Source organism: Nocardia vermiculata NBRC 100427 (assembly GCF_001613265.1).
In the GTDB taxonomy this organism is placed as follows: Bacteria; Actinomycetota; Actinomycetes; order Mycobacteriales; family Mycobacteriaceae; genus Nocardia; species Nocardia vermiculata.
The window spans coordinates 1-22,033 of sequence record NZ_BDCA01000033.1; the positions used below are offsets into that span (position 1 = coordinate 1).

The window sequence follows — 22,033 nt, forward strand, 5'->3', positions numbered from 1 at the left end:
GCCGCCCGGTGCGGCAGGCATGTGTCGATCGGCCGGGCTCGCCCGGGTTCAGCCGCCCGCGTAGGTCCGGATCACCTCGGCCCGCTTCACCTTCCCGGTGGCGTTACGGGGTAGCACCTCGGTAGTGATCACCCACTTCGACGGCACCTTGTACCGAGCGATGCGCTCGGCGACGAAGGAGCTGAGCTCGGGCTCGGTGACCGCGGCCGGGTCGGAGACGACGACGATCGCGCACACCTCCTCCCCCAGATCCGCATGTGCCACGCCGATGACCGCGGATTCACGCACCGCGGGATGTTCACCCAGCGCGTTCTCCACCTCGATCGGATAGACGTTCTCCCCGCCGCGCAGAATGAGATCCGAACGGCGGCTGCTCACGGTGAGGTGCCCACCCTCCATCGTGCCCAGATCGCCCGTGCGCATCCAGCCGTCCGCGCCGATCGCGGCGGCCGTGGCCTCCGGATTGTTCCAATAGCCGAGCATCACGAGCGGACCACGCAGGCAGATTTCGCCTTCGGTCCCGTCGGGCAGCGACCGTCCCTGTTCGTCGCGGATCTCGACGCTCATCGTCGCGATCGGAGTGCCGGCGGAATCGGGTCGCTGTTCCAGATCCGCCGCCGTCGCAAACGTTGCGGCAGTGGAGGATTCGGTGAGGCCGTAGGAGGTCCCCAGGGAGCGGGCGGCCACCGGAAGGGAGCGGCGCAGGCGTTGTTTGAACGACGCGCTCGACGGAGCGCTGTTGACCGAGACCGTCTGCAGTGAGGACAGGTCGTATCCCGACAGGTCCCCGTGCTCCAGCAGGCGGTGCAGCATGGTCGGCACGGCACCCCAGTTGGTGACCCGCTCGGTCTCGATGAGCCGCAGCACCCGGTCGATGTCGAAGCGGCCGGTGTTGATCACGGCGGTCTCGCCGAAGGCGAGGCGGGGAACGGCGAGATTGTGCAGCGCCGCGATGTGGAACAACGGTGTGGCCAGCAGGAACCGGCGAACACCCGGTGCGTGCCCCAGGGCCGCGGCGACCGCATCGTTCAACCGATAGAAGTCGACGGCGGCGATCATGTTCCGATGCGAGTGCAGGGCACCCTTCGGCCGGCCCGTGGTGCCGCTGGTGTAGAGAATGACCGCCGGATCGTCCTCGTCGGTGTCGTAGGCCGGCAGGGCCGACCCGGGCGCCGCCGTGGCCAGTCGCGCAATGTCGTCTTCGATCGAGAGCACCGGAACCGCGACCTCGCCGAGCAGGGCTCGGCGCGGCGCGTCGGCGACCACCAGGCGCGGCGTCGAATGCTCCATGCCATAGGCTATTTCGCGCGCGGACCACATCGAGTTCATCCCCACGGTGATCGCGCCCAGCGCGGTCGCCGCCCAGAACGTGAGGATCCATTCCGCGTTGTTGGCCGACAGGATCGCGACCCTGTCGCCCTTGCCGATTCCGAAGTCCTCGCGCAGCGCCCGGCTCAGGGAGGCCACCCGATCCAGATGTTCGGCGTACGTGAGCCTGGTGCCGCCGCCGACGAGGTATTCCGCATCCCCGTGCGCCGCCGACTCCGCGAGCAGCTGCTGCAGCGCGCGTTTACGGTGCTTGAACACCGGCATCGGCACACCGTTGACGAGCTCTTCGGTGATCTCGAAATCGGCGCCCGGCGCGGTGAGAGACGCAGTCACTTCCGCGCGCGATTTCCCCGGCACTGGTTGACCCGACATTGCTTACCTTCCTCGGCACCGCCCTCGTGGGCGGTGAACCTGTTACTTCCGCCGGACACTCAACGAATCGTCAGCTGACCGCCATCGATATTCCAGGACTGTCCGGTTATCCAGCCGGCCTGCTCACTGGCCAGGAATACGGCCGCCCAGGCTACTTCCTGCGCCCGGCCGATGCGCCGCAACGGCACGTTCGCCTCCACGTAGCGCTGCCACATCTGCGGTGTCAGATCCGACAGCCGGCTGGTCCCGGTCACTCCCGGGCACAACGCGTTGACCCGGATTCCGGCCGGGCCCAATTCCTTTGCCATCGATGAGGTCAGCGACTGGACGGCTGCCTTCGACGCCGCGTAGGCGGCGGTATTCGGACCGCTCAACTTGCCCGCCAGCGAGGACATGTTGACGATGCTGCCCGGCCCGCCGCGCTCGACCATGGTGCGGGCGAAGGCACGGCTCACCAGGAAGGTCCCGCGCAGGTTCACCTTCAGCACCGTGTCCCAGACGTCGACGTCCAGTTCGAGCACCGGTACCCGGTCGCCGGCTCGTGCCGCGGCGGCGTTGTTCACGACGATGTCGACGTGCCCGTATTCCGCGAGCACCGCCTCGACGAGTTCGTCCACCGCCGCCTCGTCGGACACATCGCAGACGTGCGCACTCGCCCGCCGGCCCAGGGCACGGATCTCCTCGGCCACCGAGTCGATATCGCGCCAACCGCAGGCACGTTCGTCGTCGGTGTAACGATCGGGAGTCCGTCCGGTGCCGGTCACCACGACATCACATCCCGCGCGGGCCAGCGCCACGGCCGTCTCGCGGCCGATGGAGCGCATCCGGCCGGCGCCGGTGACCACGGCGACCGCACCCTCGAATCCGGTGAGCTGCACAGGATCAGATCCTCTCGATGACGGCTCCGGAGACCATCGCGCCCCCGGCGCACACGGCCACCAGCGCGCGTTCGCCGTCCCGGCGTTCCAGTTCGTCGATCGCGGCACCGACCAGCCGCACTCCCGAGGAGCCGACCGGATGTCCCAGCGCGATCGCGCCGCCGTTGACATTGAGCCGGTCGGCGTCGATGCCGTGTACCCGCGCCGCGGACATGGGCACGGCTGCGAACGCCTCGTTGATTTCGAACAGGTCGATGTCGGAGACCGACATCCCGGTGCGCTGCAGCAGATGTTCGACGGCGAGTACCGGTCCGTCGAGCAAGTACGGAACCTCACTGCCGAGCAGACATTGACGCACGATCCGGGCCCGGGGACGCAGCCCCAGCGCCACCGCGCGGTCGTGGTCCATGAGGACGGCCGCAGCGGCACCGTCGGAGATCTGCGACGAGGTACCGGCGGTGTGCATACCGTCCTCCAGCACGGGGGCCAGGGCGGCCAGCTTCTCCAGGGAGGTTTCCCGGAGTCCTTGATCACGCGAGACCACGGAGCTCTCGGCACCCTCCTCGCCCGGTACTCGGATCGCAATGATCTGGCGGTCGAACCGGCCCTCACTCCAGGCGGTCGCCGCGCGCCGCTGGGACTGCAGTCCGAAGGCGTCGAGGTCGGCGCGGGAGAACTCGCGCCGGCGTGCGATCCGGTCCGCACCGACGAACTGGGTGGGCAGATCCAGCGACCAGTCCTCGGGCCGCGGGCGCCCGACGTTGCCGGGGATGTTCGACAGCAACGGAACCCTCGACATGGCCTCGACACCGCATGCCAGGCCCGCGTCGATCACCCCGGCCGCGATCTGGGCCGCGATCAGATTGACCGATTGCTGGCCGGACCCGCACTGGGCATCGATCGTGGTGACGCCGGTGCGCTCGGGCAGCCCCGCATGCAGCCACGCGGTCCGCGCGATATTCGCCGATTGTTCCCCGGCCTGGGTGACGCACCCGCCGATGACCTGTTCGATCGTCGCGGGATCCAGACCCACGCGGTCGAGGATGCCGGTCTGCACCGCACCGAGAAGTTCGGCGGCGTGCAGCCCCGACAGCCATCCACCCCGACGGCCGTACGGTGACCGCGCGACGTCGACTATGACCGGATTGCCCATGATGAAGTCCTCCTGGACCGATAGAAGAGAAGCTGCCCTCTCGATCGCTGCGGACTGTTGCCACAGCGATCATACCAATCAAGCGCTTGGTAAGATTCAGTCGAACCAATTCCACTGCCACGGCGTGATCGCGCGCAGCGGCCCCTCGAAGACCACGGATTCGACGCCACCGGTATCGACGGCGTCGGCGCGCGCCCGATCGCGGGCAGCGAGGTCGACCACGAATTCCAGCGGATCGACCTCGAGATAGATCAACTGCAACCGCCACTGCGGCAGATTCTCCCGGTCCACCCCGGCGATCTGCAGCCGCTCACTGCGAAACGTCCATCCGCCGACCGCGCCGGCAGCTTCGAGCAGTTGCGGCATCCGCACCCGGTCGTACCAGCGATCGACCGCTTCGGTGGCGACGGATTCGGGTTCGAGCAGTTCACATATTCGTACATGGACGCCACGCATCGGACGGAACGGTAAGGCCGCCAACGATATCTGCGTACGATCACTCATCCGGCCGCGCACGGGCCGGTAGAACCCGGTGACCGAGCGCTGCGTCCATTGCCGTTCGGGCCTGCGGCCCTGATCCAGGGTCGACCGGCCCAGTGCCTTCCACTCGCGCTCACTGTCGTCGACCGGTTTGTCGAACCAGTACATCGCCATGTAGTGGAAGTCCCGCATCACCGGGTCGTTTCTGGTGCTGACCTCCGCACAGTCCGGAGACAGCACCCACCTGTCGCCGTAGACGACTCCCTGCAGGGCAAGGTTTTCGGGTCGATGATCGAGCATGTGCCACTCGTTGTAGGCGACATGTTTGTCGGGGTTGGTGATCTGCGGGAACGAGAAGAAGGCACGCTTGGCAGTCATGGGTGTTGGTCCTTCCCGGTGACACGACGAGCACCGGCGATTCCGGAATCCGTTACTTGTAGTCGGCGAGGACGAGCCCGGTGACGTCCTCCACGTTGCGCAGCGCCTCCGCGAAGCCGATCCGCCCCGAGGTCCACGAGGTCAATGCGGTGAGCATGGTCCCGCCGATAGCCAGTGCGGCGACCCGAGCCCGCTCGGGCGGCACCCCGTCCATCAGTTCGAGCAGCGCCACCCGGTTGGCGGCGGCACGCTGGTCCAGCGTCTCGATGACGTATTCGTCCGTCGAGGAGTACAATTCGATTTCCAGACGGGCGAAGTTCGGTCTACGCCGGAATGCTCGCATCTCCCGCCGCTGCACATCGAGCACCCGCTCGTACACGCTGCGGCCGTCCGCACCGCGGGGTGCGGCACGTTCACTGCCCAGCTTCTCCAACAGCCGGTTGTTCCAGCCCTGCATGGCCGCCGCAAGCAGTTGCTGTTTGGCCGGAAAGTAGCGGTACAGCGTGCCCAGCGCTACCCCGGAACGTTTGGAGACGTCCCTCATCTTGATGCGATCGGGTTCCATTTCCCCGAGCATCTCGATCACGGCATCGGACAACCGGCGGCGCCGCTCGAGCTGGTTCGCCGTCATCGATTCGACGCTCATCGGCACTTCGGCGCCGGAGGGCACGGTACCGACGACCACGCCTGCCCCGGCGATCACTGCGCCCGCTCCCCCGGGAGCTTCAGCACCCGGCGCGCGTTCTCGTGCAGGAACTGCGGCCACACCTCGGCACGGAACGGCACCTGCGGTAATTCGTCCACAATGCGTTCCAGCGAGAGCCCTGCCGGAAAGTACCCGGCATAGATGATCTTGTGTGCCCCACGGGTATTGGCGTAGTCGACGATCGCGCGGGGATAGTGTTTCGGCGCGAATGCCGAGGTCGAGTAGTACAGGTTCGGCCATTTGATCATGAGTTTGACCGCCAGATCCTGCCACGGCTCGCACCCGTGCCTGGTGACGAAGACCAGATCGGGGAAGTCGAACATCACATCGTCGATGAGTTCGACGTGCTGAACGGCCGCCCGCACCCGGGGCCCCGGAATGCCCGCACAGGCGAAGATCGGGATGTCGAGCTCCACGCATTTGGCGTAGATCGGGTACATCTGTGCCGCGTTGAGCGCCACCTGCGGGAAGGTTCCCGCCGCGAAGGAACTCACCGAGCGGATGCCGAACTCCTCGAACTCGGCCTGCATCCGCCACAGTGTGCCCATGATGTCGTTGGGATCGACGGCCGAGCCCTGCGGCACGAATCGATCCGGATGCCGCTGTACCGCGCGACGCCCGGATTCCGTTGCGACGCTGACCATCCCCATGGCTATCCCGTTGCGGTCCATCGCACGCAGCGTGACCGCCACCGGATCGTCGGTCGGGAGATCCCGGGGCACGCCTTTGAACATGTACTCCGCGGGAAAGGAGAATTCCTCCCGGCTCTCCCGGTCCTTCGTCTGCCGGGTGATGAAGTCGTACTGGTCGTTGCCCGATTCACGAAAACCTATGTGTGTGTCGATGATCGGCTGCTGGGCCGGGTGCGCCGGCCCCGCCTGTGGTGACATCTGCATTCGCCCCACTTTTAGAATCAGGTTCTTATCTATACCAACGGAACGTACCTGAGCACCGTGGATTTTGTCTCAGCCCTCCGAGAGAAAAAAGAACCGTGTTCTAGCTCGCGGATCTGACCAGGCCGAACGGGCCGGCCCGAGGTCGACCCGGATTCCGGTCAGTGGAAACAGCGGCTTGCGCGACGGTGTTGCCTCCAGCGGCTCGGCACCGGAAGCGGATTCAGCCGTCGACCGAGCGGATGGCGTCGGTCACCGCGGCCAGTGCCATCAGCCGCACCACATCGACGTGGGTATCGAGCTCGCCGGTCGCGGCGGCGATGAAACCGTCGCCGTCGAACCGGGTGTGCGGCGGGGTGAGCGCCCGGGACAGGCCGTCGTGCGCGCCCTGCGCGACGATCCGGCAGGACGGTTTGTCCAAGCGGGCGTTGGTGACGACCGCACCGATCGTGGTGTGGGTGCGGTCTTCGTCGAATTCGAAAGGCTGCCGGAGCATCTCGACGGCGTCGAGGGATATGCCGGTACCGCCGTGATCGATGTCGCCGAATGCGTTGACAACGCACAGCGCGCCCACGACCAGCTCTCCGAGACGGCGTTGCGCGTATACCAGCCCACCCGGCCGCCGCCCCTGCGGTCCGCGCCACTGGGCAATGTAGGCCCCGGTGCCGGCTCCGATCCGGCCGGACAGCACCTGGTCGTCGGAGACCGCGCGGGCCGCGGCATAGCCGGCTTCGGCAGTGGGCCGCGCGGCCGGATCCCCGGCAGCGAGATCGAACAGGGCCAGCGTCGGGACGATCGGAACGCGACCGGCAGGTGTCGGCACCCCGCGGCCCTGTTCCTCCAGATATCGCATTACGCCGTCGGCGGCCGCCAAGCCGAATGCGGAACCGCCGGTCAATACGACGGCATCGACGGCGACCACGGATTTGTCCGGCGCCAGTGCGTCCAGTTCTCTCGACGCCGGAGCACCGCCACGCACCTCACAGGAGGCGACACTTCCCTGCGGCAGCTCCAGCACCGTGCAGCCGGTCCGCCCTACCGAGTCGGTCCAATGCCCCACGCGCACACCGGATATCCCGAAATTCACCGCATCCGCCCTCCCGCTCGCACCCCCGAGGGAGCGCGAGAAGCATCGTCTCCGAAACGCACTGCACTCCGATCATCTCACCACCGGCCGAGCACGCACGACAAGCGCCGGACAATCGGTCCGCATGTGGGTCCGACGACGATTCGCGACACGGGCCCGCCCGGCCCCGCACACTCCCCCGCGCGGTATCTCGGACCTGTCGGCGCCGGTTCAGCCCGGCGTCACGATCCGAATGTCACCGACGGTGTGGTGCACCTCGAACAGCAGCTCGGTGATCCGCCAGCCCGCACCGGTCCGGCGCAGCGTGTGCCGGTAGACGCCGAAGCACTCGTACGGTTCGAATGCCGCCGCGGCCCCGGCGCCGTAGTGATACACCCGGGCCTTGCAGGTCGACTCGGCGCGGTCGCCGTCGACGGAGACGATATGAGTGGCGAACAGATGCTGGCTGGGACCACAGCCGTCCAGCATCGATCGAATCATCTGCACGATGGCGGTACGCCCGGTCAGCGGCGCACTGCTCGCCGTTCCGTACCGGGCCACCGCATCCTCGGCGAACACCTCGTCCAACTGCGCCCAGTCCCGATCGTCGAGAGCGTAGGCGTAGCGATTGACCACATCGGTCACCGCCGCATTATCGGGTAGTGCCGTCATCTGTCACCTCCGGGTCGTGACCACGTGTTCAGTACAGTCGGCTCTCGTACTTCTTGCGCTCGTAGGTCGGCAGCGCCCCGCCGGTCCGAATGGTCTCGGCGATGGCCGGATCGGCCAGGTGCAGCCGGCCGATGGCGACCAGGTCGAATTCCTCTTCGTCGACTCTGCGCAGCAACCCGCTGAGATCGGCCGGTTCGGGCACACCCGAATCACGCAGAGATTTGGTGAGACCGACACTGCCCACCGCCATACTCGCGGCACCGGTCAGCTTCTTCGCCCAGCCGGCCAGCGACAGGTCACTGCCGTCGAAAGCGGGGGTGTCGAACCGGCGGATACTGGCATCGAGGACATCGACCCCGGCCTCGACGAGAGCCCCGAGAACCACACCCAATTCGTCCGGAGTCTCCGCTATCCGGGCACCGTAATCCTGCTGCTTGTGCTGGGAGAAACGGTAGAAGATGGGCAGATCCGGCCCGATCTCGGCCCGGATCGCCCGCACGACCTCGACCGGGAATCTGGTGCGCCGCACCAGATCACCACCCCAGTCGTCGTCACGCCGGTTGGTCGACTCCCAGAGGAAGGCATCGAGCAGATAGCCGTGCCCGCCGTGGATGGCGATCCCGTCGAAGCCGGCGTCCACCGCGTTACGCGCCGAACGCACATAGGCCGCGATCACCTCGGTGATGTCCTGCTCGGTCATCGCACGGACGGGTGCGCTCGCCCGTTCGATGTAGCGGTCCGGATACACCGTGTGACCGGGGGTACCCCACAGCCCGGACGGTCGCATCGACACTGCCGGATCCGCATCCACCATCGCGCCCCACAGCGGTCCGACATGCCACAGCTGCGGAATGATCCGACCACCGGCCCGGTGCACGGTGTCGGTGACATGACGCCAGCCCGCGAGGGCCTGCCCACCGTGCATCCGCGGCACCCGCGGATTGTCCACGGCGGCCGGATGATCGATCGCGACACCCTCGGTGATCACGAGCCCGGTACCACCCTCGGCGCGACGCCGGTAGTAGTCGGCCACATCGGTGCCCGGCACCCCCTCCGGGGAATACGACCGGGTCATCGGTGACATGACGATCCGGTTGGGCAGCCTCAGCGATCGGATCTCGAAGGCGGAGAACAGAGCGTTCGAGGTGAGTTCGCGGGTCATGGCCACATCGTCTCAATCCGGTGCCGCCGAACCAACCGAGGTTCCGGTCACCGGAAGTCCGCCCGGTGACCGGAAGTTCCGTTGCGAGGCCGCGGCGGCTCTGCTTCACTTCCGCTCGTTCGACAGGGTCCGCCGGCAAAGGAGCATCATGCAGACATATGTCGTCACCGGCAGCGCATCGGGAATCGGCGCGGCGACGAAGGCGCGGTTGGAAGCCGACGGCCATCGGGTCATCGGGATCGACCGGCACCACGCCGACATCACCGCGGACCTCGGTACCCGAACCGGTCGGCGCGCCGCCGTCGCGGCCGTGCGCGAGCGCGCCGGCGACGCGATCGACGGCGTCGCAGCCGTCGCCGGGCTCTCCCCCTCGTCCGACCGGCCGCCGAGCCTGATGGTCTCGGTGAACTACTTCGGCGCGATCGAACTACTCGAGGGGCTGCGCCCACTGCTGGCTGCCGCACACCATCCGGCGGCGGTGTTGATCAGTTCCAACTCCACCACGTGCGCGCCCCCCTGGCTCACCGAAGTGGCCGATGCCTGCCTGGCCGGCGACGAAGAGCACGCGTGCACCGTGGCCGACTCGCTCGACAATCCGATGGGCACCACCACCTATCCGGCGACCAAGGCTGCCCTGGCCTTCTATACCCGGACTCGCTCCGCCGACTACATCACCGACGGAATTCGGCTCAACGCGGTGGCACCGGGAGTCATCGACACCCCGATGAGCCGCGGCTCCGGTGACGACCCGGCCACCGCGGCGGCGACCCGCAAATACATCGAGTCGATTCCGGCCGCACGAGCCGGACAACCGGAGGAAGTCGCCTCCGTCCTGGCGTTCCTGCTCGGGACCGACTCGGCGTACATGATCGGCTCCGTCCTGTTCGTCGACGGCGGCTCCGACGCAGCGATTCGAGGTACGGACTGGCCCGCGGCACGAGAAGTACAGCGCAGCTGACCGATCCGAGGTCAGTCCGGTCCGCCCCGCCGGAGCTGGAACGTCATCCGGCTCAACAGCCGATCACGCAGCACCAGTGTGTGTGCCAGTACCGCGCACATATGCGCGGTGAATACCACGAGCAGGGCGTAGGCGAGGACCGTGTGCACCTCCCGCAGGAGGTGATACAGCGGGGCGTTCTCCGGGACGAGCGCGGGCAGCAGAATTCCGCCGACGAGCCGAATCGGAATTCCCGACGCCGACGCCAGTGCCCACCCGACGAGTGGCTGCGCGACGAACAGCACGTACATGAGCGCCTCCGAGACGCCGGCCACCAACCGCTCCGGCCGGCCGATGGAGGGCAGCTGCGGTGGTGGCGCGGCACGCAACCGGTTACCGATCCGTACCACCGCCAGGACCACGACGATCACGCCGACGGTCTGATGCAGGACGAGCACCCGGTCGTAGTTGCCGAGCGAACCGACCAGCAACGCCCCGAGAAACAGCATCGCGACGATCGACACCGCCATCGCCCAGTGCAGGATTCGCGCGGTCGAGCCGAAACGGGCCGGTTGTTCGGACTGGTGCGTCGGGGACCGGTCCGGGCGGTCCGAGTGCGCGCTGATCTCCTCCGCCGTACTCATGCCCGGCCCTCGAGCCGCACGGCGCCGGAACCGTCACCCTCACCGGAACGACGTCGATACGATTCCGCGTAGGCCGCCGAACGCGCGGACAGCAAGGGGTCGTCGGAGGGGGCGAGACCGTCCGGCAACACCAGCGGGTCGAAATTGATATTGCGGACGTTGCCCGCCGTTTCGGTGGCGACGTCGGTGAGCACCACCGACCCCACCGCCACGGTGCGGCGGTCGGCAGGCCACGGCACCGTCGCGTCGTCGGTCCGGTCCTTCCCCGGTACTCCCACCACGATCAGCATCGTCCAACGCCGCGGCCGCTGCTCGATATCGGCGGCCAGCCGATCGAACAGATAGTCGCCGCCGCGCCCCGGGGCCGGTTCCGTTCCGTTCGACTCGGGCACCAATTTCCACCTGACCGGAACGGTCACACCGTCGGCATTACTCGATGCGAAGGCGTTGAGACCGTTGAATGTCGTCGTCGCGAACGTCGGAGCGACCGGTTCGGATTTCGCCACCGCCATGGCGGCAACAGTTCGCGGATGGGTCGACAGATATGCCGCCTTGGCTCGCGGATCCGGTTTTCCGGTCGCCGGGTCGGCGGCGAACGCCAGCATTCTGTCGTAGAAGTCCTGCGGTGTCGGGTCGAGGAAGACCGGCAGGTTGATCAACGCCAGACGCCATTGTTCGCCCTCCGGAAGCAGGATTCGCAGCCCCAGCCCCCGGACGATGTCCGCGGCATCGGCGACGTGCGGATTCCCACCGGAGAGCGAGAATCGCCCGATCAGTTCGTATCGTCCGGCCCGGAAAACCGATGCGGAACACAGGTCGGCGCCGTTACCGTTGCTTTCGAAATAGCCCGCTACCGCGACCCCCTTCGCGTGATTGCGACGAAATCCCGAAAATACACCGTTCACATTCTGAAAACGATCGACAATTGCACGTGCGGTGAGCCGCGCGGGCCCGATGACATTCTCGGTCAAGAGAAACCCTACCGAACTCACAGCACCCGCTCCACCGACCACGAGCGCGCCGAGGAATGCACGTCTGTCCATTATCACCTTTCTCGAATATTCGGCCCCTTCGACAAACCTAGGCCGCGATCGGCGCCTGCGGGGCCGGGAAAGAATGACGAAAGCGTGACGTCGCGCCGCGGACCACGAGTACGGCCGTCGGATCGTCCACGCCGCCATATAGTCGGACGTGTGGACGCGACGAACGATGACAACGATGGCGACCGATGGCCGTTCTGATCGCCGACGACGATCCGGTGGTGCGTGAGGTCGTGCGGCGCTATCTCGAACGCGATGCGCTCACCGTGCTCGAAGCCGCCGACGGACCGGCGGCGATGGCCGAGCTGACCCGGGCCGGCACTCCGGTGGATCTGGCCGTCCTGGATGTCATGATGCCCGCGCCCGACGGTATCGAGATCTGCCGCGCGATTCGCCGCGGCCGCCACCCGGACACACCCGTCATCCTGCTCACCGCCCTGGGAGACGAACACGACCGGATCCTCGGGCTGGAGGCGGGGGCCGACGACTATGTCGTCAAACCGTTCAGTCCACGCGAATTGGCGCTGCGCATCGCCTCGGTACTGCGCCGTTCCCGGCGCGAAGCGCACTCCGCGCCCACTGTCTTGCAGGACGGCCTGCTGACGGTGCGGGAGGAGTCGCGCATGGTGTGGGCCGACGAGGTAGCGGTCGAGCTCACCGCTCGCGAATACGACCTGCTCGTATTTCTGCTGCGGCATCGGCACCGGGTGTTCGGTCGCGAGGAATTACTGGCGCAGGTGTGGGGGTGGGACTTCGGCGATCTGTCCACCGTGACCGTGCACATCAAACGGTTGCGGGCGAAACTCGGTGCGCATCACCGGATCGAAACAGTCTGGGGCCACGGCTATGTCTGGGACCGGGACAGCGGAGGTTCCGGAGCGGCCGATGCCTGAAGACACGCTGCAACTGGTGGTGTACGCCGTGGCCGGCTCGTTGCCGGTGGCGGTACTCGGGGCGTGGATCCTGCGGGCTACCAGCAACCGCTCGCTCACCGCCAGTATGGCTGTGCTGGTGCTCATTCCGACGCTGTCGACGCTCGCGGGAATCGCCGGGGCGATGGGACTGATATTCGGACCGCAATTCCAGCGCATCGCGATCGTGCTCGTGGTGGTCGCCGCGATCACCCTGCCGACCGCGTTGTTCCTGGGCCGCCGCCAAGCGCGTAAGACGGTGTGGGAGAAACAGATCCGGGAGCAGGAACGCACCGCCGAGCGCTCCCGGCGGGAGCTGGTGGCATGGGTGAGTCACGACCTGCGGACACCGCTGGCCGGTATCCGCGCCATGGCCGAGGCACTGTCGGACCGGGTCGTCGAAGGGGCCGACACGACCCGCTACGCAAACCAGATCCTGCGCGAGACCGACCGGGTCTCCGCCCTGGTCGACGACCTGTTCGAGATGTCGAAGATCAACGCCGGAGCCCTGCGCCTGGACCTCGAGCCGCTGGATATACGGGAGCTGATCGACGAGGTGCTCGCCGCCCGCCGGGCACAGGCCGATCGTGCCGGGATCGAACTGTCGGTCTACCAACCCGGCACGCCGGTGATCGCCACGGCGAACGACCGCGCGCTGACCCGGGCACTCGACAACCTGGTCAGCAACGCCATCGCCTACAGCCCGCCCGACAGCCGGGTCGTCGTGGCGGTCGGCCGGGACGAGGACGCGGTGTGGATCCGAGTCGACGACTGTGGTCCCGGAATCGCCGACTCCGATATGCCACGCGTATTCGAGGTCGCCTACCGCGGTAACGCCGCCCGCACTCCGGTGCCCGCGGGAGGAATGCCCAGTGGCAGCGGGATGGGTTTGGCCATTGCCGCGGGACTCGTGCAGGCGCATCGCGGAGTGATCACCGCGGCCAACCGGGATCAGGGGTGCCGATTCGAAATGCGCGTCCCGACGCATACTCCTTCGACGGGCAGAATGTGATGGAGTCCGGACTTAATTGAAGTTGACGTCAACCTCAACTACGGTACCGGCATGGGCACCGCCAGGTCACGGCACGAAACCTGGCCGGCACGCTGCACGAGCACCGGGACCCGACCGCCCATACCGGGATCCATACGACGATCAGGAGATCGCATGTCGATGTTCGACCTCTCCGAGCGAGCCGAGGAGTACCGCACCCGGTTGCTCGAGTTCATGGATTCCCACGTCTACCCGGCCGAGGCCGTCTACGACGAGCAGATGCGCGCCGCCGGTGACCCGCATTACCAGCCGCCGATCCTGGAACAGCTCAAGGAGCAGGCCCGTGAACGCGGACTGTGGAATCTGTTCCACCCCTACCCGGAGTGGGGCCCGGGACTGACCAATCTCGAATACGCGCCGCTGGCCGAGATCATGGGGCGCAGCCATATCGCGCCGGAGGTGTTCAACTGCAACGCTCCCGATACCGGGAACATGGAGGTGTTCACCCTCTTCGGCACCGACGAACACAAGCAGAAGTATCTGAAGCCGCTGCTGGAGGGCACCATCCGGTCCGCGTTCGCCATGACCGAACCCGCGGTTGCCAGCTCCGATGCCACCAATATCGAGCTGTCGATGGTGCGCGACGGCGACGACTATGTGCTCAACGGCCGCAAATGGTTCGCCTCCAATGCGCTGCACCCGCACTGCGCCGTTCTGATCGTCATGGGTAAGACCGATCCCGAGGCGGCACCACACCGGCAGCAATCGATGATGGTCGTGCCGATCGACGCTCCCGGCGTCACCGTGCTGCGCGGACTGCCGGTCTTCGGCTACCAGGACCGCGAGGGCCACGCCGAGATCGACTTCGACAACGTGCGCGTGCCGGCGAAGGACGTCCTAGCAGGTGAGGGCGAAGGCTTCGCGATCAGCCAGGCGCGACTGGGCCCCGGCCGCATCCATCACTGCATGCGCGCCATCGGTATGGCCGAGCGCGCCCTGGAGCTGATGTGCCGGCGCGCGAACGCCCGGACCACTTTCGGCAAGCCGGTCAGCGCGAACGCCAACATTCAGGACTGGATCGCCGAAGCCCGGATCGATATCGAGATGATCCGCCTGCTCACCTTGAAGACCGCGTACCTCATGGACACCGTCGGCAACAAACACGCGCGCACCGAGATCGCCGCGATCAAGGTCGCCGCACCGCAGATCGCGTTGCAGATCGTCGACCGGGCGATCCAGGTCTACGGCGGCGCCGGCGTCACCGACGACTTCCCCCTCGCGATGGCCTGGGCACATCTGCGCACGCTGCGGCTGGCCGACGGTCCCGACGAGGTCCACAAGCGCACCATCGCGCGGCAGGAGCTCAGGAAGTACCGCGACGACGCGACCGCGAAGAAGCCCTAGAGCGCGACCCGTCGCAACGCAGCGTGGTCACCGCCCCGCGTGGGTATCTATCACGTCTGCGGCAGGCCGGCGCGGCGTATGCGGCAGTGGGGCGGCACCTGGCGGCAGCCAGCCCAACCGCACCATGGTCTGCGGATAGGCACAGTCCGCGAGCACATGGCGGCGCAGCCGGGCACGCAGATCCGGCATCGCCAGCGGCTCGGACTGCAGGCTCGACGACAACCCCAGCGCGGTCGCCGACAACAGCAGTGCACTCGCGGCCTCCCCTGCCTGTAGCCGCGCCTGCCGGTCGTCACCGATGGTGCACAGCACCAGCCACTCGGCGGCCTCCGGCTGGGTGGCGAGGTCGGCCAGTTCCGGTGATTCGAAACGGCGCACCGCGACCTCGGCGTCTGATCGCTGCACCGGAGTGTTGGCGGCCGGGACGCCGTCGGGCGTACCGTGCCGTCCGCTCCAGACCGCGAGTTCGTGCAGGTAGGCCGGGTCGGCAGCATGGCGCAGCGAGGCCGTCCGTGCTGCGGTGGCGAGTTCGGAGCGCAGGTCCGGCGGTACCTGCCGGGCCGCCGCACCGAAGGCACGAGCCGCACTCGACACCTCGCGCACGTGAGCCTGTGGCACCGGGCGGGCACCGTAACGCCGTCGATCGGATTGCCGGTGCGAGATGGCGGCGGCGAGTTCGATATCGCGTGCGGTCGGCTGCCGGGGGCTCAGCGCTAGCGCCGCGAGATGATCCGGGACCGCGTCGTCGGGCAGATAGGTGACCTCGGCCGACCAGCCGAGCATCGCCAGCGCCACCCGCATGTGGTGCAATGCGGCACCGCAGCTCATCAACAACGCCCGCTGCGCGGGATCGGTGACCGCGAGATGCCGGGTCGCGTCGGCGTACAGATGGATACCGTCCTCGCGCAACGACCAGCGCCACGGCTGGGTGTTGTGGACGGAAGGCGCGCGCACCGCCATATCCAGGGCGTCGGTGAAGATGTCGATGTAGGGCGTGGTGGCCACGGTCATGGTGCCGGTTCTGCCTTTCGAGCGTCGCACGGACAGGAGGCTCGGGCGTCGAGCGCCGATCGAGCCCACATCAGATCAACCTCCGGCAAGGGCGCGAAGTTTCGTAATAGTTCACAAAGCCTGGCCCTCAGCGCTTGTCACTATCGCCGTTCACGATCCGTCGGCATCGAGTTCGCGATAGCGCAGCGCCCACCACACCTGCTGCGCGACATGCGGATCCTTCAACGAGGCACCGGTGAGTTCCTCGAAACGCGACAACCGGTAGCGCACGGTGTTGTGATGCAGATACAGGCGATGCCCGGTCTCGCTCGCATTCAGGCCCGCCGCCAGATAGGCGTCCACGGTCGCGAGGATCGCACCGGCCTCCGCGGTATGGATGGGGGTGATGTACCGCGCCACCACGGCAGCGCCGATATCGCTGTCACCGACAACCGCCGGCAGTACCCCCAGGTCGATGAGAGTATGGCGGCCCGGCTTGCCGAACAGGCGAGCAGTGTCGGCCACCCGCCCTGCGATGTGCAGTGAATGCGGCATGCGCTCGAGCGGGCATTCGGGACCGATGCCGAGGTAGACCCCGGGCGGTGGCGGCGCCGCGTCCCGCGGGTCGCAGGCACCCACCACGTCGCCGTCCAGCAGGGCGACCACGCCGTGTGGTGGACGGAATCCGGGACGCTGGCGTAGTTCCCATTCGGTGTGTTCCGGCTCGGCGGTGATCGCCCGGAATGCCGCATACGATCCGTCCAGGCGCAGACCGATGTACTGTGCGCGGCGCCGCAGCTCCCCGGCCGGGAGGCTGCCCTCGGCGAGCGCTCGCACCATCTCGTCGCGACGGTTGTCCAGTCGCCGGTTGATCTGGGACTCCGCTTCCCGGTGGCCGGAGCTGTAGGCGACCGTCGCCGCGTCCGAGGCGCGCAGCAACGACCCGAGCACCGAGATCAATGCCGCGCCGGGGCGCGTCGCCCAGTCCTGGGACGTGCCGATCCGTTCGATCGTCTCCCCCACGACGATCTGCCAGCCACGCAACATCGCATCGAGGGACACACCCCATTCGGCGCGCAACGCACCGTATTCACGGAACCGCGTCAGTTCCGGCTCGTCGAGCGGCCGGTCGCCCACCGTGGCACCGATCAGGCTTTCGAGGGCACCGGCGATCGAGGGCACCAGGGATTCGGTGGCGATCCCCCGGTACGCCGGGATCTCGCTCTGCAGGCGGGCGCGGATGTGCTCGGCGAACGCGACCGGGTCCCCGATCGCGGAACTCCGCAACCGTGGATGCGTCGACCCGGTGCCGTCGCTCACACCGACCGACGATACCGCCGCATCGCACCCGCCGGGTCACGCATCGGCGGGTGTCACCACTCGGATGGGTGCAGCGGGCGCCGGGGCCTCAGCGCGGGCGGTCCGGTTCAGCGTGGCGGCCGGTTGTCCCCGGCCAGACGTCCCCGCCGGATCAGGGCGCGTTTGGTGCCGGGTGGGACCGGTGGCAGCGGCGCCTCCGAATCCGCCGGTGGTTCGGCGGGATTGGTCAGCATGAACAGCGTGACCGAGGTCGCGGGGGTGAAACCACTGCGGGTCATCAGGGTCGCGGAGGCGGTATTACTCTGCTCCACATCGGTGACGATGCGCCGCGCTCCGCGTGCGAACAACGCCTGTGCGCACACCTCGACCAACCGTTGCGCGATCCCGTGCCCCTGCAAATCCGGTGCCACCGCGATCCACTCCAGATACCCCCAGTCGTCGCGCAGCTCGAATTCCATCGAACCGAGGACGAATCCCACCACCCGATCCGAGTCGAGTGCCACCCAGCATGCCTCGTCGGCCGAGTCGAGATGTTCGGCCACCGAGGTCAGCGACCAGGAGGTGTAGGGCTTGGCGGTGGTGTCGAATACCGCGTGCCCCAGATCCAGTACCTGGCGCAGATGGCCCAACCCCATCGGCACGATCACCACATCGACATCCATCAGCACAGTTTGCCAGAGGTATGCTCGTCCGGATACGCGTCATTCACCATCCGGTCGCGACAGCTGCGGCGAGATCTCGATCATGCACTGCCGCAGCCGATTCCATGCGGCAATACAGCCGTGGTATCGCATCGGCTTCCGCCGCACCCGGACCGCACTCGGTGATCCGGACCCCCAGGCCAAGCGTACCTACCGCAGCGGAACCTCGTGATTCATGACCTCGACCCACCAGGACTCCAATGGGCTGTGCTCGGGCCAGTTCACCAGCATGGCGTCCTGTTCGAACTGCTCGGAATTCATGATCTCGGCTTCGTTCATTCTTCGGCACCTCGTCCCTCATCGTGAACGCATCGGCCTCGACAATCGAACTACCTCATCAGCATTCGGCCGATGGACCCCCGCGCGACGACCGCACAACCACTGGCACGGTGCCGGTGTCACAGGGACGTAGGCGGATGAAAGCAACAGTGGTTCGGCACTCGTCGTCGCGGAATCTCCAGCCGAAGCCGAGGGCGACGGGCGTCGAGCCCGCAGCGGGGCGTCCTCGCGGTGCGAGGACGAACCGCACCTCCTTTTTAGCACGAAAATGTGTGGCGCGCCGTCGCGTTGGGTAAGGCGGCCACTTCCGAGGCGGGAACCGAACGGTCGGCCGGCACGTTCAGCCGGTCACGGCACCATCGGCAGCAGAGCTGACGAGTTTGCGGTACTTGGCCAGCACACCGGAGGTGTAGGTCGGCGGGGGCGGCGCCCAGCCCTGGGTGCGCGCACCGAGGTCCGCCTCGTCGATCTCGACGTCGAGGCTGCGGTTCGCAACGTCCAGCACGATCGGATCACCGTCCCGGACGAAGGCGATCGGCCCGCCGTCGACCGCCTCGGGGGCGATATGACCGACACACAGGCCGGTGGTGCCGCCGGAGAACCGGCCGTCGGTGAGCAGCAAGACATCCTTACCCAAGCCGGCCCCCTTGATTGCGCCGGTGATCGCGAGCATTTCTCGCATGCCGGGCCCGCCCTTGGGCCCCTCGTACCGGATCACGACCACATCGCCGGCCGCGATGGTGCCGTCGGTGAGCGCATCCATCGCCGCGCGCTCCCCATCGAAGACCCGCGCCGTCCCCCGGAAGACGTCGGAATCGAATCCTGCAGTCTTGACCACCGCCCCCTCGGGGGCCAGCGAGCCGTGCAGGATCGTGAGGCCGCCGGTGCGGTGGATCGGACGATCGAGGGTCCGGATCACCTCACCATCGAGGACCGTGTCGAGATCGGCCAGGTTCTCGGCCATGGTTCTGCCGGTCACCGTCAGCACGTCGCCGTGCAGCAGTTCCGCATCGAGCAGCGCCTTCATCACCACCGGGATACCGCCGATCCGGTCGACATCGTTCATGACATAACGACCGAAGGGCTTGAGATCACCCAGATGCGGGACCTTGTCCCCGACCCGATTGAAATCGGCGAGGGTGAGATCCACTCCGGCCTCCCGGGCGATGGCCAGCAGATGCAGCACCGCGTTGGTGGAGCCACCGAGCGCCATCACGACCGTGATGGCGTTCTCGAATGCCTCCAGCGTCAGAATGTCGCGTGCGGTGATACCGCGCCGGAGCAACCCGACCACCGCCTCGCCGGATCTGCGCGCATACTCGTCGCGGCGACGATCGGGAGCCGGCGGGGCGGCCGAGCCCGGCAGGCTCATCCCCAGCGCCTCGGCGGCCGAGGCCATCGTGTTGGCGGTGTACATCCCACCGCAGGCCCCCTCCCCCGGACAGATCGCACGCTCGATGCGGTCGACATCGTCCCGGCTGATCAGCCCCTTCATACAGGCGCCGACCGCTTCGAAGGCGTCGATGATCGTCACATCCTTGCCGTCGACATTTCCCGGCAGGGTCGAGCCGGCGTAGAGGAACACGCTCGACAGATCGAGGCGGGCCGCCGCCATCAACATGCCCGGCAGGCTCTTGTCGCACCCGGCGAGCAGGACCGAACCGTCCAGCCGTTCGGCCATCATCACGGTTTCGACGGAGTCGGCGATGACCTCGCGGCTGACCAGCGAAAAGTGCATACCCTCATGGCCCATCGAGATGCCGTCGGAGACCGAGATGGTGCCGAACTCGAGGGGATACCCGCCACCCGCGTGCACGCCTTCCTTGACGGCCTTCGCCAGCCGGTCGAGCGAGAGGTTGCACGGCGTGATCTCGTTCCAGCTGGAGGCGACACCGATCTGCGGCTTGGCCCAGTCGTCGTCGCCCATGCCGACCGCACGGAGCATGCCACGCGCGGCGGTCCGCTCCACCCCATCGGTGACATCGCGCGAGCGAGGTTTGATATCTATCGACTCGTCCCGGTCCTGTGTCATAGCGCCAGCGTACGGCCGATACCAGCTGGTGAACGCCGAATACGCGTCCGGCGCGGCACCCATCGCTCGAGCTTCCTGCGCGGCTACCGCTGCCGCAGCAATAATCCCGCACAGCAGGAGCGACCCCCGGCTGTGCGGCGCATCACTGTAGTTTCTGCCGACGTGACGGAGCTCACCTCCGTTTCACGACAGTTTTCTGGAGGAACTCGATGACGACACTCCCCGACCCTGTGGACACGGCCGATGCGGCCGCCACACCCCGGCGCTTCCGCAGAAGGCGGGCCGCGTGGACGATCCTCACCATCCTGGTACTGGTCGAGATCATCAGCGCATTCGAAACGTCGATGGTCTACGCCGCGATTCCCACGATCATCCGGGACCTGCACAGCGATGCCGGCACGGTCGGCTGGTCGGTCACAGCATTTCTGCTGGTCGCGGCCGCCGCCGCGGCGGTGTGCGGACGCATCGGCGATATGTACGGTCGCGAACGGGTCCTGGTCGTGATTCTCGCGGCGACCATCATCGGTTCGCTCATCAGCGCACTCGGCGACAGTATCGGCGCCCTCATTCTCGGTCGCGCCGTTCAGGGTGTGGCCGGCGCCATTCTTCCGTTGTGTGTGGGCCTGGCTCGCGAGCACCTGCCGAGGGAGAAGATTCCGGTCGCAGTCGCGGTCATCTCCGGTGCGGCGATCGCCGCGGGTGCCGCAGCGACCTACATCGCCGGTCTGATGATCGACCACGCCAGCTGGCACATGATCTTCATCGTCGCAGCGATCTACGCCGCATGCATGCTCGCGCTGGTGCTGTTCGTGCTGCCGTGGCGCCCACCCACCGGCAGCACCCAGCGGATCGACTATGTCGGCACCCTCGCCTTCGCACCGGCCATTGCGGCAATCCTGTTGGGTATCAACAAGATCAGCGATTGGGGCTTCCTGGACGCCAAGACCCTCGGCTTGATCGTGGCCGGAGCGGTCGTGCTGGTGCTGTGGGTGCGCTGGGAGCTGCGGGTCGACGATCCGATCATCAACGTGCGGATCCTGACCGATCGCCATCTCGCGTTGACGATGCTCGCCACGGTGACGCTGGCAGCGGGCCCGTTCGGCATCAGCACCATGATCAACTCGCTGATCCTGCAGTACCCCTCGGATATGCCGTTCGGCGTCGGCCTCTCCCCGACCGATGCCGGTTTGCTGACCTTGATCGGCGCCATGTTCGGTTTCGTCTTCACTCCGGTGAGCGGCTGGTTCGCCCGTACCGTGGGTGCTCGGATATCGCTGCTCATCGGCGTGCTGGTCTTCGGTGTCTACTCCGTGCTCATCCTCTTCGTCCATCACTCGACGATCGGCATGTTCTTCGCGGTGGTCTGCGCCTCGATCGCCGCATCGTTCGCCTATACGGCACTGCCGAACCTCATCGTCGAATCGGTGGATGTCGAAAACACCAGTGAGGTCTCCGGAATCAACGCGGTCATCCGCACCGGCGGACAGGGCATCGGCACCTCGATCGCCGGGGCGGTGCTGACCGCGACCGCAGTCGCGGGCGTCAGCAGTTTCGGCGGACTGCAGGCGGTCGCCGCGATCATGCTCGTTGGTACGGTCCTGACTCTCGTTCTGACGCTGATGATCCGGCGCGGCAGTGTCTATCGGAACACCACGGTGTCGACGCAGGCGTGAGATGTGGCCGGGCCTCCCACCG

Annotated in this window: 21 protein-coding genes; 5 read left to right on the top strand and 16 right to left on the bottom strand. The window is 67.0% G+C overall.

The window, feature by feature from the left end; translation table 11 throughout:
- Positions 1 to 48 precede the first annotated feature (48 nt).
- The 9 genes from casG to NV2_RS25935 all read right to left on the bottom strand — a co-directional run bounded on the left by casG (position 49) and on the right by NV2_RS25935 (position 9,089).
- On the bottom strand, positions 49 to 1,701 hold the full coding sequence (gene casG, locus NV2_RS25895) for a steroid-24-oyl-CoA synthetase (RefSeq protein ID WP_067879867.1): 1,653 nt from the start codon (positions 1,699 to 1,701) through the stop codon (positions 49 to 51).
- A 59-nt stretch (positions 1,702 to 1,760) separates the two neighbouring features.
- Positions 1,761 to 2,579: an SDR family NAD(P)-dependent oxidoreductase gene (locus NV2_RS25900; protein WP_245662784.1), complete on the bottom strand. Its 819-nt coding sequence runs from the start codon at positions 2,577 to 2,579 to the stop codon at positions 1,761 to 1,763.
- A 4-nt stretch (positions 2,580 to 2,583) separates the two neighbouring features.
- On the bottom strand, positions 2,584 to 3,732 hold the full coding sequence (locus tag NV2_RS25905; RefSeq protein WP_067879870.1) for a steroid 3-ketoacyl-CoA thiolase: 1,149 nt from the start codon (positions 3,730 to 3,732) through the stop codon (positions 2,584 to 2,586).
- 96 nt (positions 3,733 to 3,828) lie between these two features.
- Positions 3,829 to 4,590, bottom strand: a complete 762-nt coding sequence (locus tag NV2_RS25910) for a hypothetical protein (RefSeq protein WP_067879873.1) — start codon at positions 4,588 to 4,590, stop codon at positions 3,829 to 3,831.
- 52 nt (positions 4,591 to 4,642) lie between these two features.
- Positions 4,643 to 5,236 carry a TetR/AcrR family transcriptional regulator gene (locus NV2_RS25915; protein ID WP_067880026.1) on the bottom strand — a complete coding sequence of 198 codons (594 nt, stop codon included), beginning with the start codon at positions 5,234 to 5,236 and terminating at the stop codon, positions 4,643 to 4,645.
- A gap of 53 nt (positions 5,237 to 5,289) precedes the next feature.
- Positions 5,290 to 6,192: an amidohydrolase family protein gene (locus tag NV2_RS25920; RefSeq protein ID WP_245662785.1), complete on the bottom strand. Its 903-nt coding sequence runs from the start codon at positions 6,190 to 6,192 to the stop codon at positions 5,290 to 5,292.
- Between the two features lie 220 nt (positions 6,193 to 6,412).
- Positions 6,413 to 7,276, bottom strand: coding sequence for a P1 family peptidase (locus NV2_RS25925; protein WP_157103098.1), 864 nt, complete (start codon positions 7,274 to 7,276; stop codon positions 6,413 to 6,415).
- Positions 7,277 to 7,486: 210 nt separating this feature from the next.
- Complete coding sequence (locus tag NV2_RS25930) at positions 7,487 to 7,927, bottom strand: nuclear transport factor 2 family protein (protein WP_067879876.1); 441 nt, start codon at positions 7,925 to 7,927, stop codon at positions 7,487 to 7,489.
- Between the two features lie 28 nt (positions 7,928 to 7,955).
- The gene (locus NV2_RS25935; protein WP_067879879.1) at positions 7,956 to 9,089 is read right to left on the bottom strand and encodes an NADH:flavin oxidoreductase; all 1,134 of its coding nucleotides are present in this window, start codon (positions 9,087 to 9,089) and stop codon (positions 7,956 to 7,958) included.
- A gap of 148 nt (positions 9,090 to 9,237) precedes the next feature.
- Between NV2_RS25935 and NV2_RS25940 the strand changes: the two genes are divergently transcribed.
- Positions 9,238 to 10,047, top strand: coding sequence for an SDR family oxidoreductase (locus tag NV2_RS25940; RefSeq protein ID WP_067880035.1), 810 nt, complete (start codon positions 9,238 to 9,240; stop codon positions 10,045 to 10,047).
- Between the two features lie 11 nt (positions 10,048 to 10,058).
- Here the strand turns inward: NV2_RS25940 and NV2_RS25945 are convergent, their stop codons facing one another.
- Both NV2_RS25945 and NV2_RS25950 read right to left on the bottom strand, forming a co-directional pair.
- Positions 10,059 to 10,670 carry a cytochrome b gene (locus tag NV2_RS25945; RefSeq protein WP_084475470.1) on the bottom strand — a complete coding sequence of 204 codons (612 nt, stop codon included), beginning with the start codon at positions 10,668 to 10,670 and terminating at the stop codon, positions 10,059 to 10,061.
- Positions 10,667 to 11,713: a catalase family peroxidase gene (locus NV2_RS25950; RefSeq protein ID WP_067879882.1), complete on the bottom strand. Its 1,047-nt coding sequence runs from the start codon at positions 11,711 to 11,713 to the stop codon at positions 10,667 to 10,669. The genes NV2_RS25945 and NV2_RS25950 overlap by 4 nt, the downstream gene beginning before the upstream one ends.
- A gap of 185 nt (positions 11,714 to 11,898) precedes the next feature.
- On the opposite strand from NV2_RS25950, the gene NV2_RS25955 reads away from it, so the two are divergent.
- The 3 genes from NV2_RS25955 (at position 11,899) to NV2_RS25965 (ending at position 15,016) form a co-directional block, all read left to right on the top strand.
- Positions 11,899 to 12,603, top strand: coding sequence for a response regulator transcription factor (locus NV2_RS25955; RefSeq protein ID WP_067879885.1), 705 nt, complete (start codon positions 11,899 to 11,901; stop codon positions 12,601 to 12,603).
- On the top strand, positions 12,596 to 13,633 hold the full coding sequence (locus tag NV2_RS25960) for a sensor histidine kinase (RefSeq protein WP_067879888.1): 1,038 nt from the start codon (positions 12,596 to 12,598) through the stop codon (positions 13,631 to 13,633). Before NV2_RS25955 ends, NV2_RS25960 begins: the two co-directional genes overlap by 8 nt.
- Before the next feature lie 153 nt (positions 13,634 to 13,786).
- Positions 13,787 to 15,016: an acyl-CoA dehydrogenase family protein gene (locus tag NV2_RS25965; protein ID WP_067879891.1), complete on the top strand. Its 1,230-nt coding sequence runs from the start codon at positions 13,787 to 13,789 to the stop codon at positions 15,014 to 15,016.
- 27 nt (positions 15,017 to 15,043) lie between these two features.
- Here the strand turns inward: NV2_RS25965 and NV2_RS25970 are convergent, their stop codons facing one another.
- The 5 genes from NV2_RS25970 to ilvD form a co-directional block, all read right to left on the bottom strand.
- A complete protein-coding gene (locus tag NV2_RS25970; RefSeq protein ID WP_245662786.1) occupies positions 15,044 to 16,057 on the bottom strand; it encodes an Acg family FMN-binding oxidoreductase in 1,014 nt (337 codons plus the stop codon).
- 120 nt (positions 16,058 to 16,177) lie between these two features.
- Positions 16,178 to 17,326: a PucR family transcriptional regulator gene (locus NV2_RS32745; RefSeq protein WP_067879897.1), complete on the bottom strand. Its 1,149-nt coding sequence runs from the start codon at positions 17,324 to 17,326 to the stop codon at positions 16,178 to 16,180.
- A gap of 107 nt (positions 17,327 to 17,433) precedes the next feature.
- A complete protein-coding gene (locus NV2_RS25980) occupies positions 17,434 to 17,988 on the bottom strand; it encodes a GNAT family N-acetyltransferase (protein ID WP_067880041.1) in 555 nt (184 codons plus the stop codon).
- Between the two features lie 189 nt (positions 17,989 to 18,177).
- The gene (locus NV2_RS32750) at positions 18,178 to 18,306 is read right to left on the bottom strand and encodes a hypothetical protein (protein ID WP_281198560.1); all 129 of its coding nucleotides are present in this window, start codon (positions 18,304 to 18,306) and stop codon (positions 18,178 to 18,180) included.
- 340 nt (positions 18,307 to 18,646) lie between these two features.
- A complete protein-coding gene (gene ilvD / locus NV2_RS25985; protein ID WP_067880044.1) occupies positions 18,647 to 20,338 on the bottom strand; it encodes a dihydroxy-acid dehydratase in 1,692 nt (563 codons plus the stop codon).
- A 209-nt stretch (positions 20,339 to 20,547) separates the two neighbouring features.
- On the opposite strand from ilvD, the gene NV2_RS25990 reads away from it, so the two are divergent.
- Positions 20,548 to 22,011: an MFS transporter gene (locus tag NV2_RS25990; protein ID WP_084475472.1), complete on the top strand. Its 1,464-nt coding sequence runs from the start codon at positions 20,548 to 20,550 to the stop codon at positions 22,009 to 22,011.
- Positions 22,012 to 22,033: the final 22 nt, after the last annotated feature.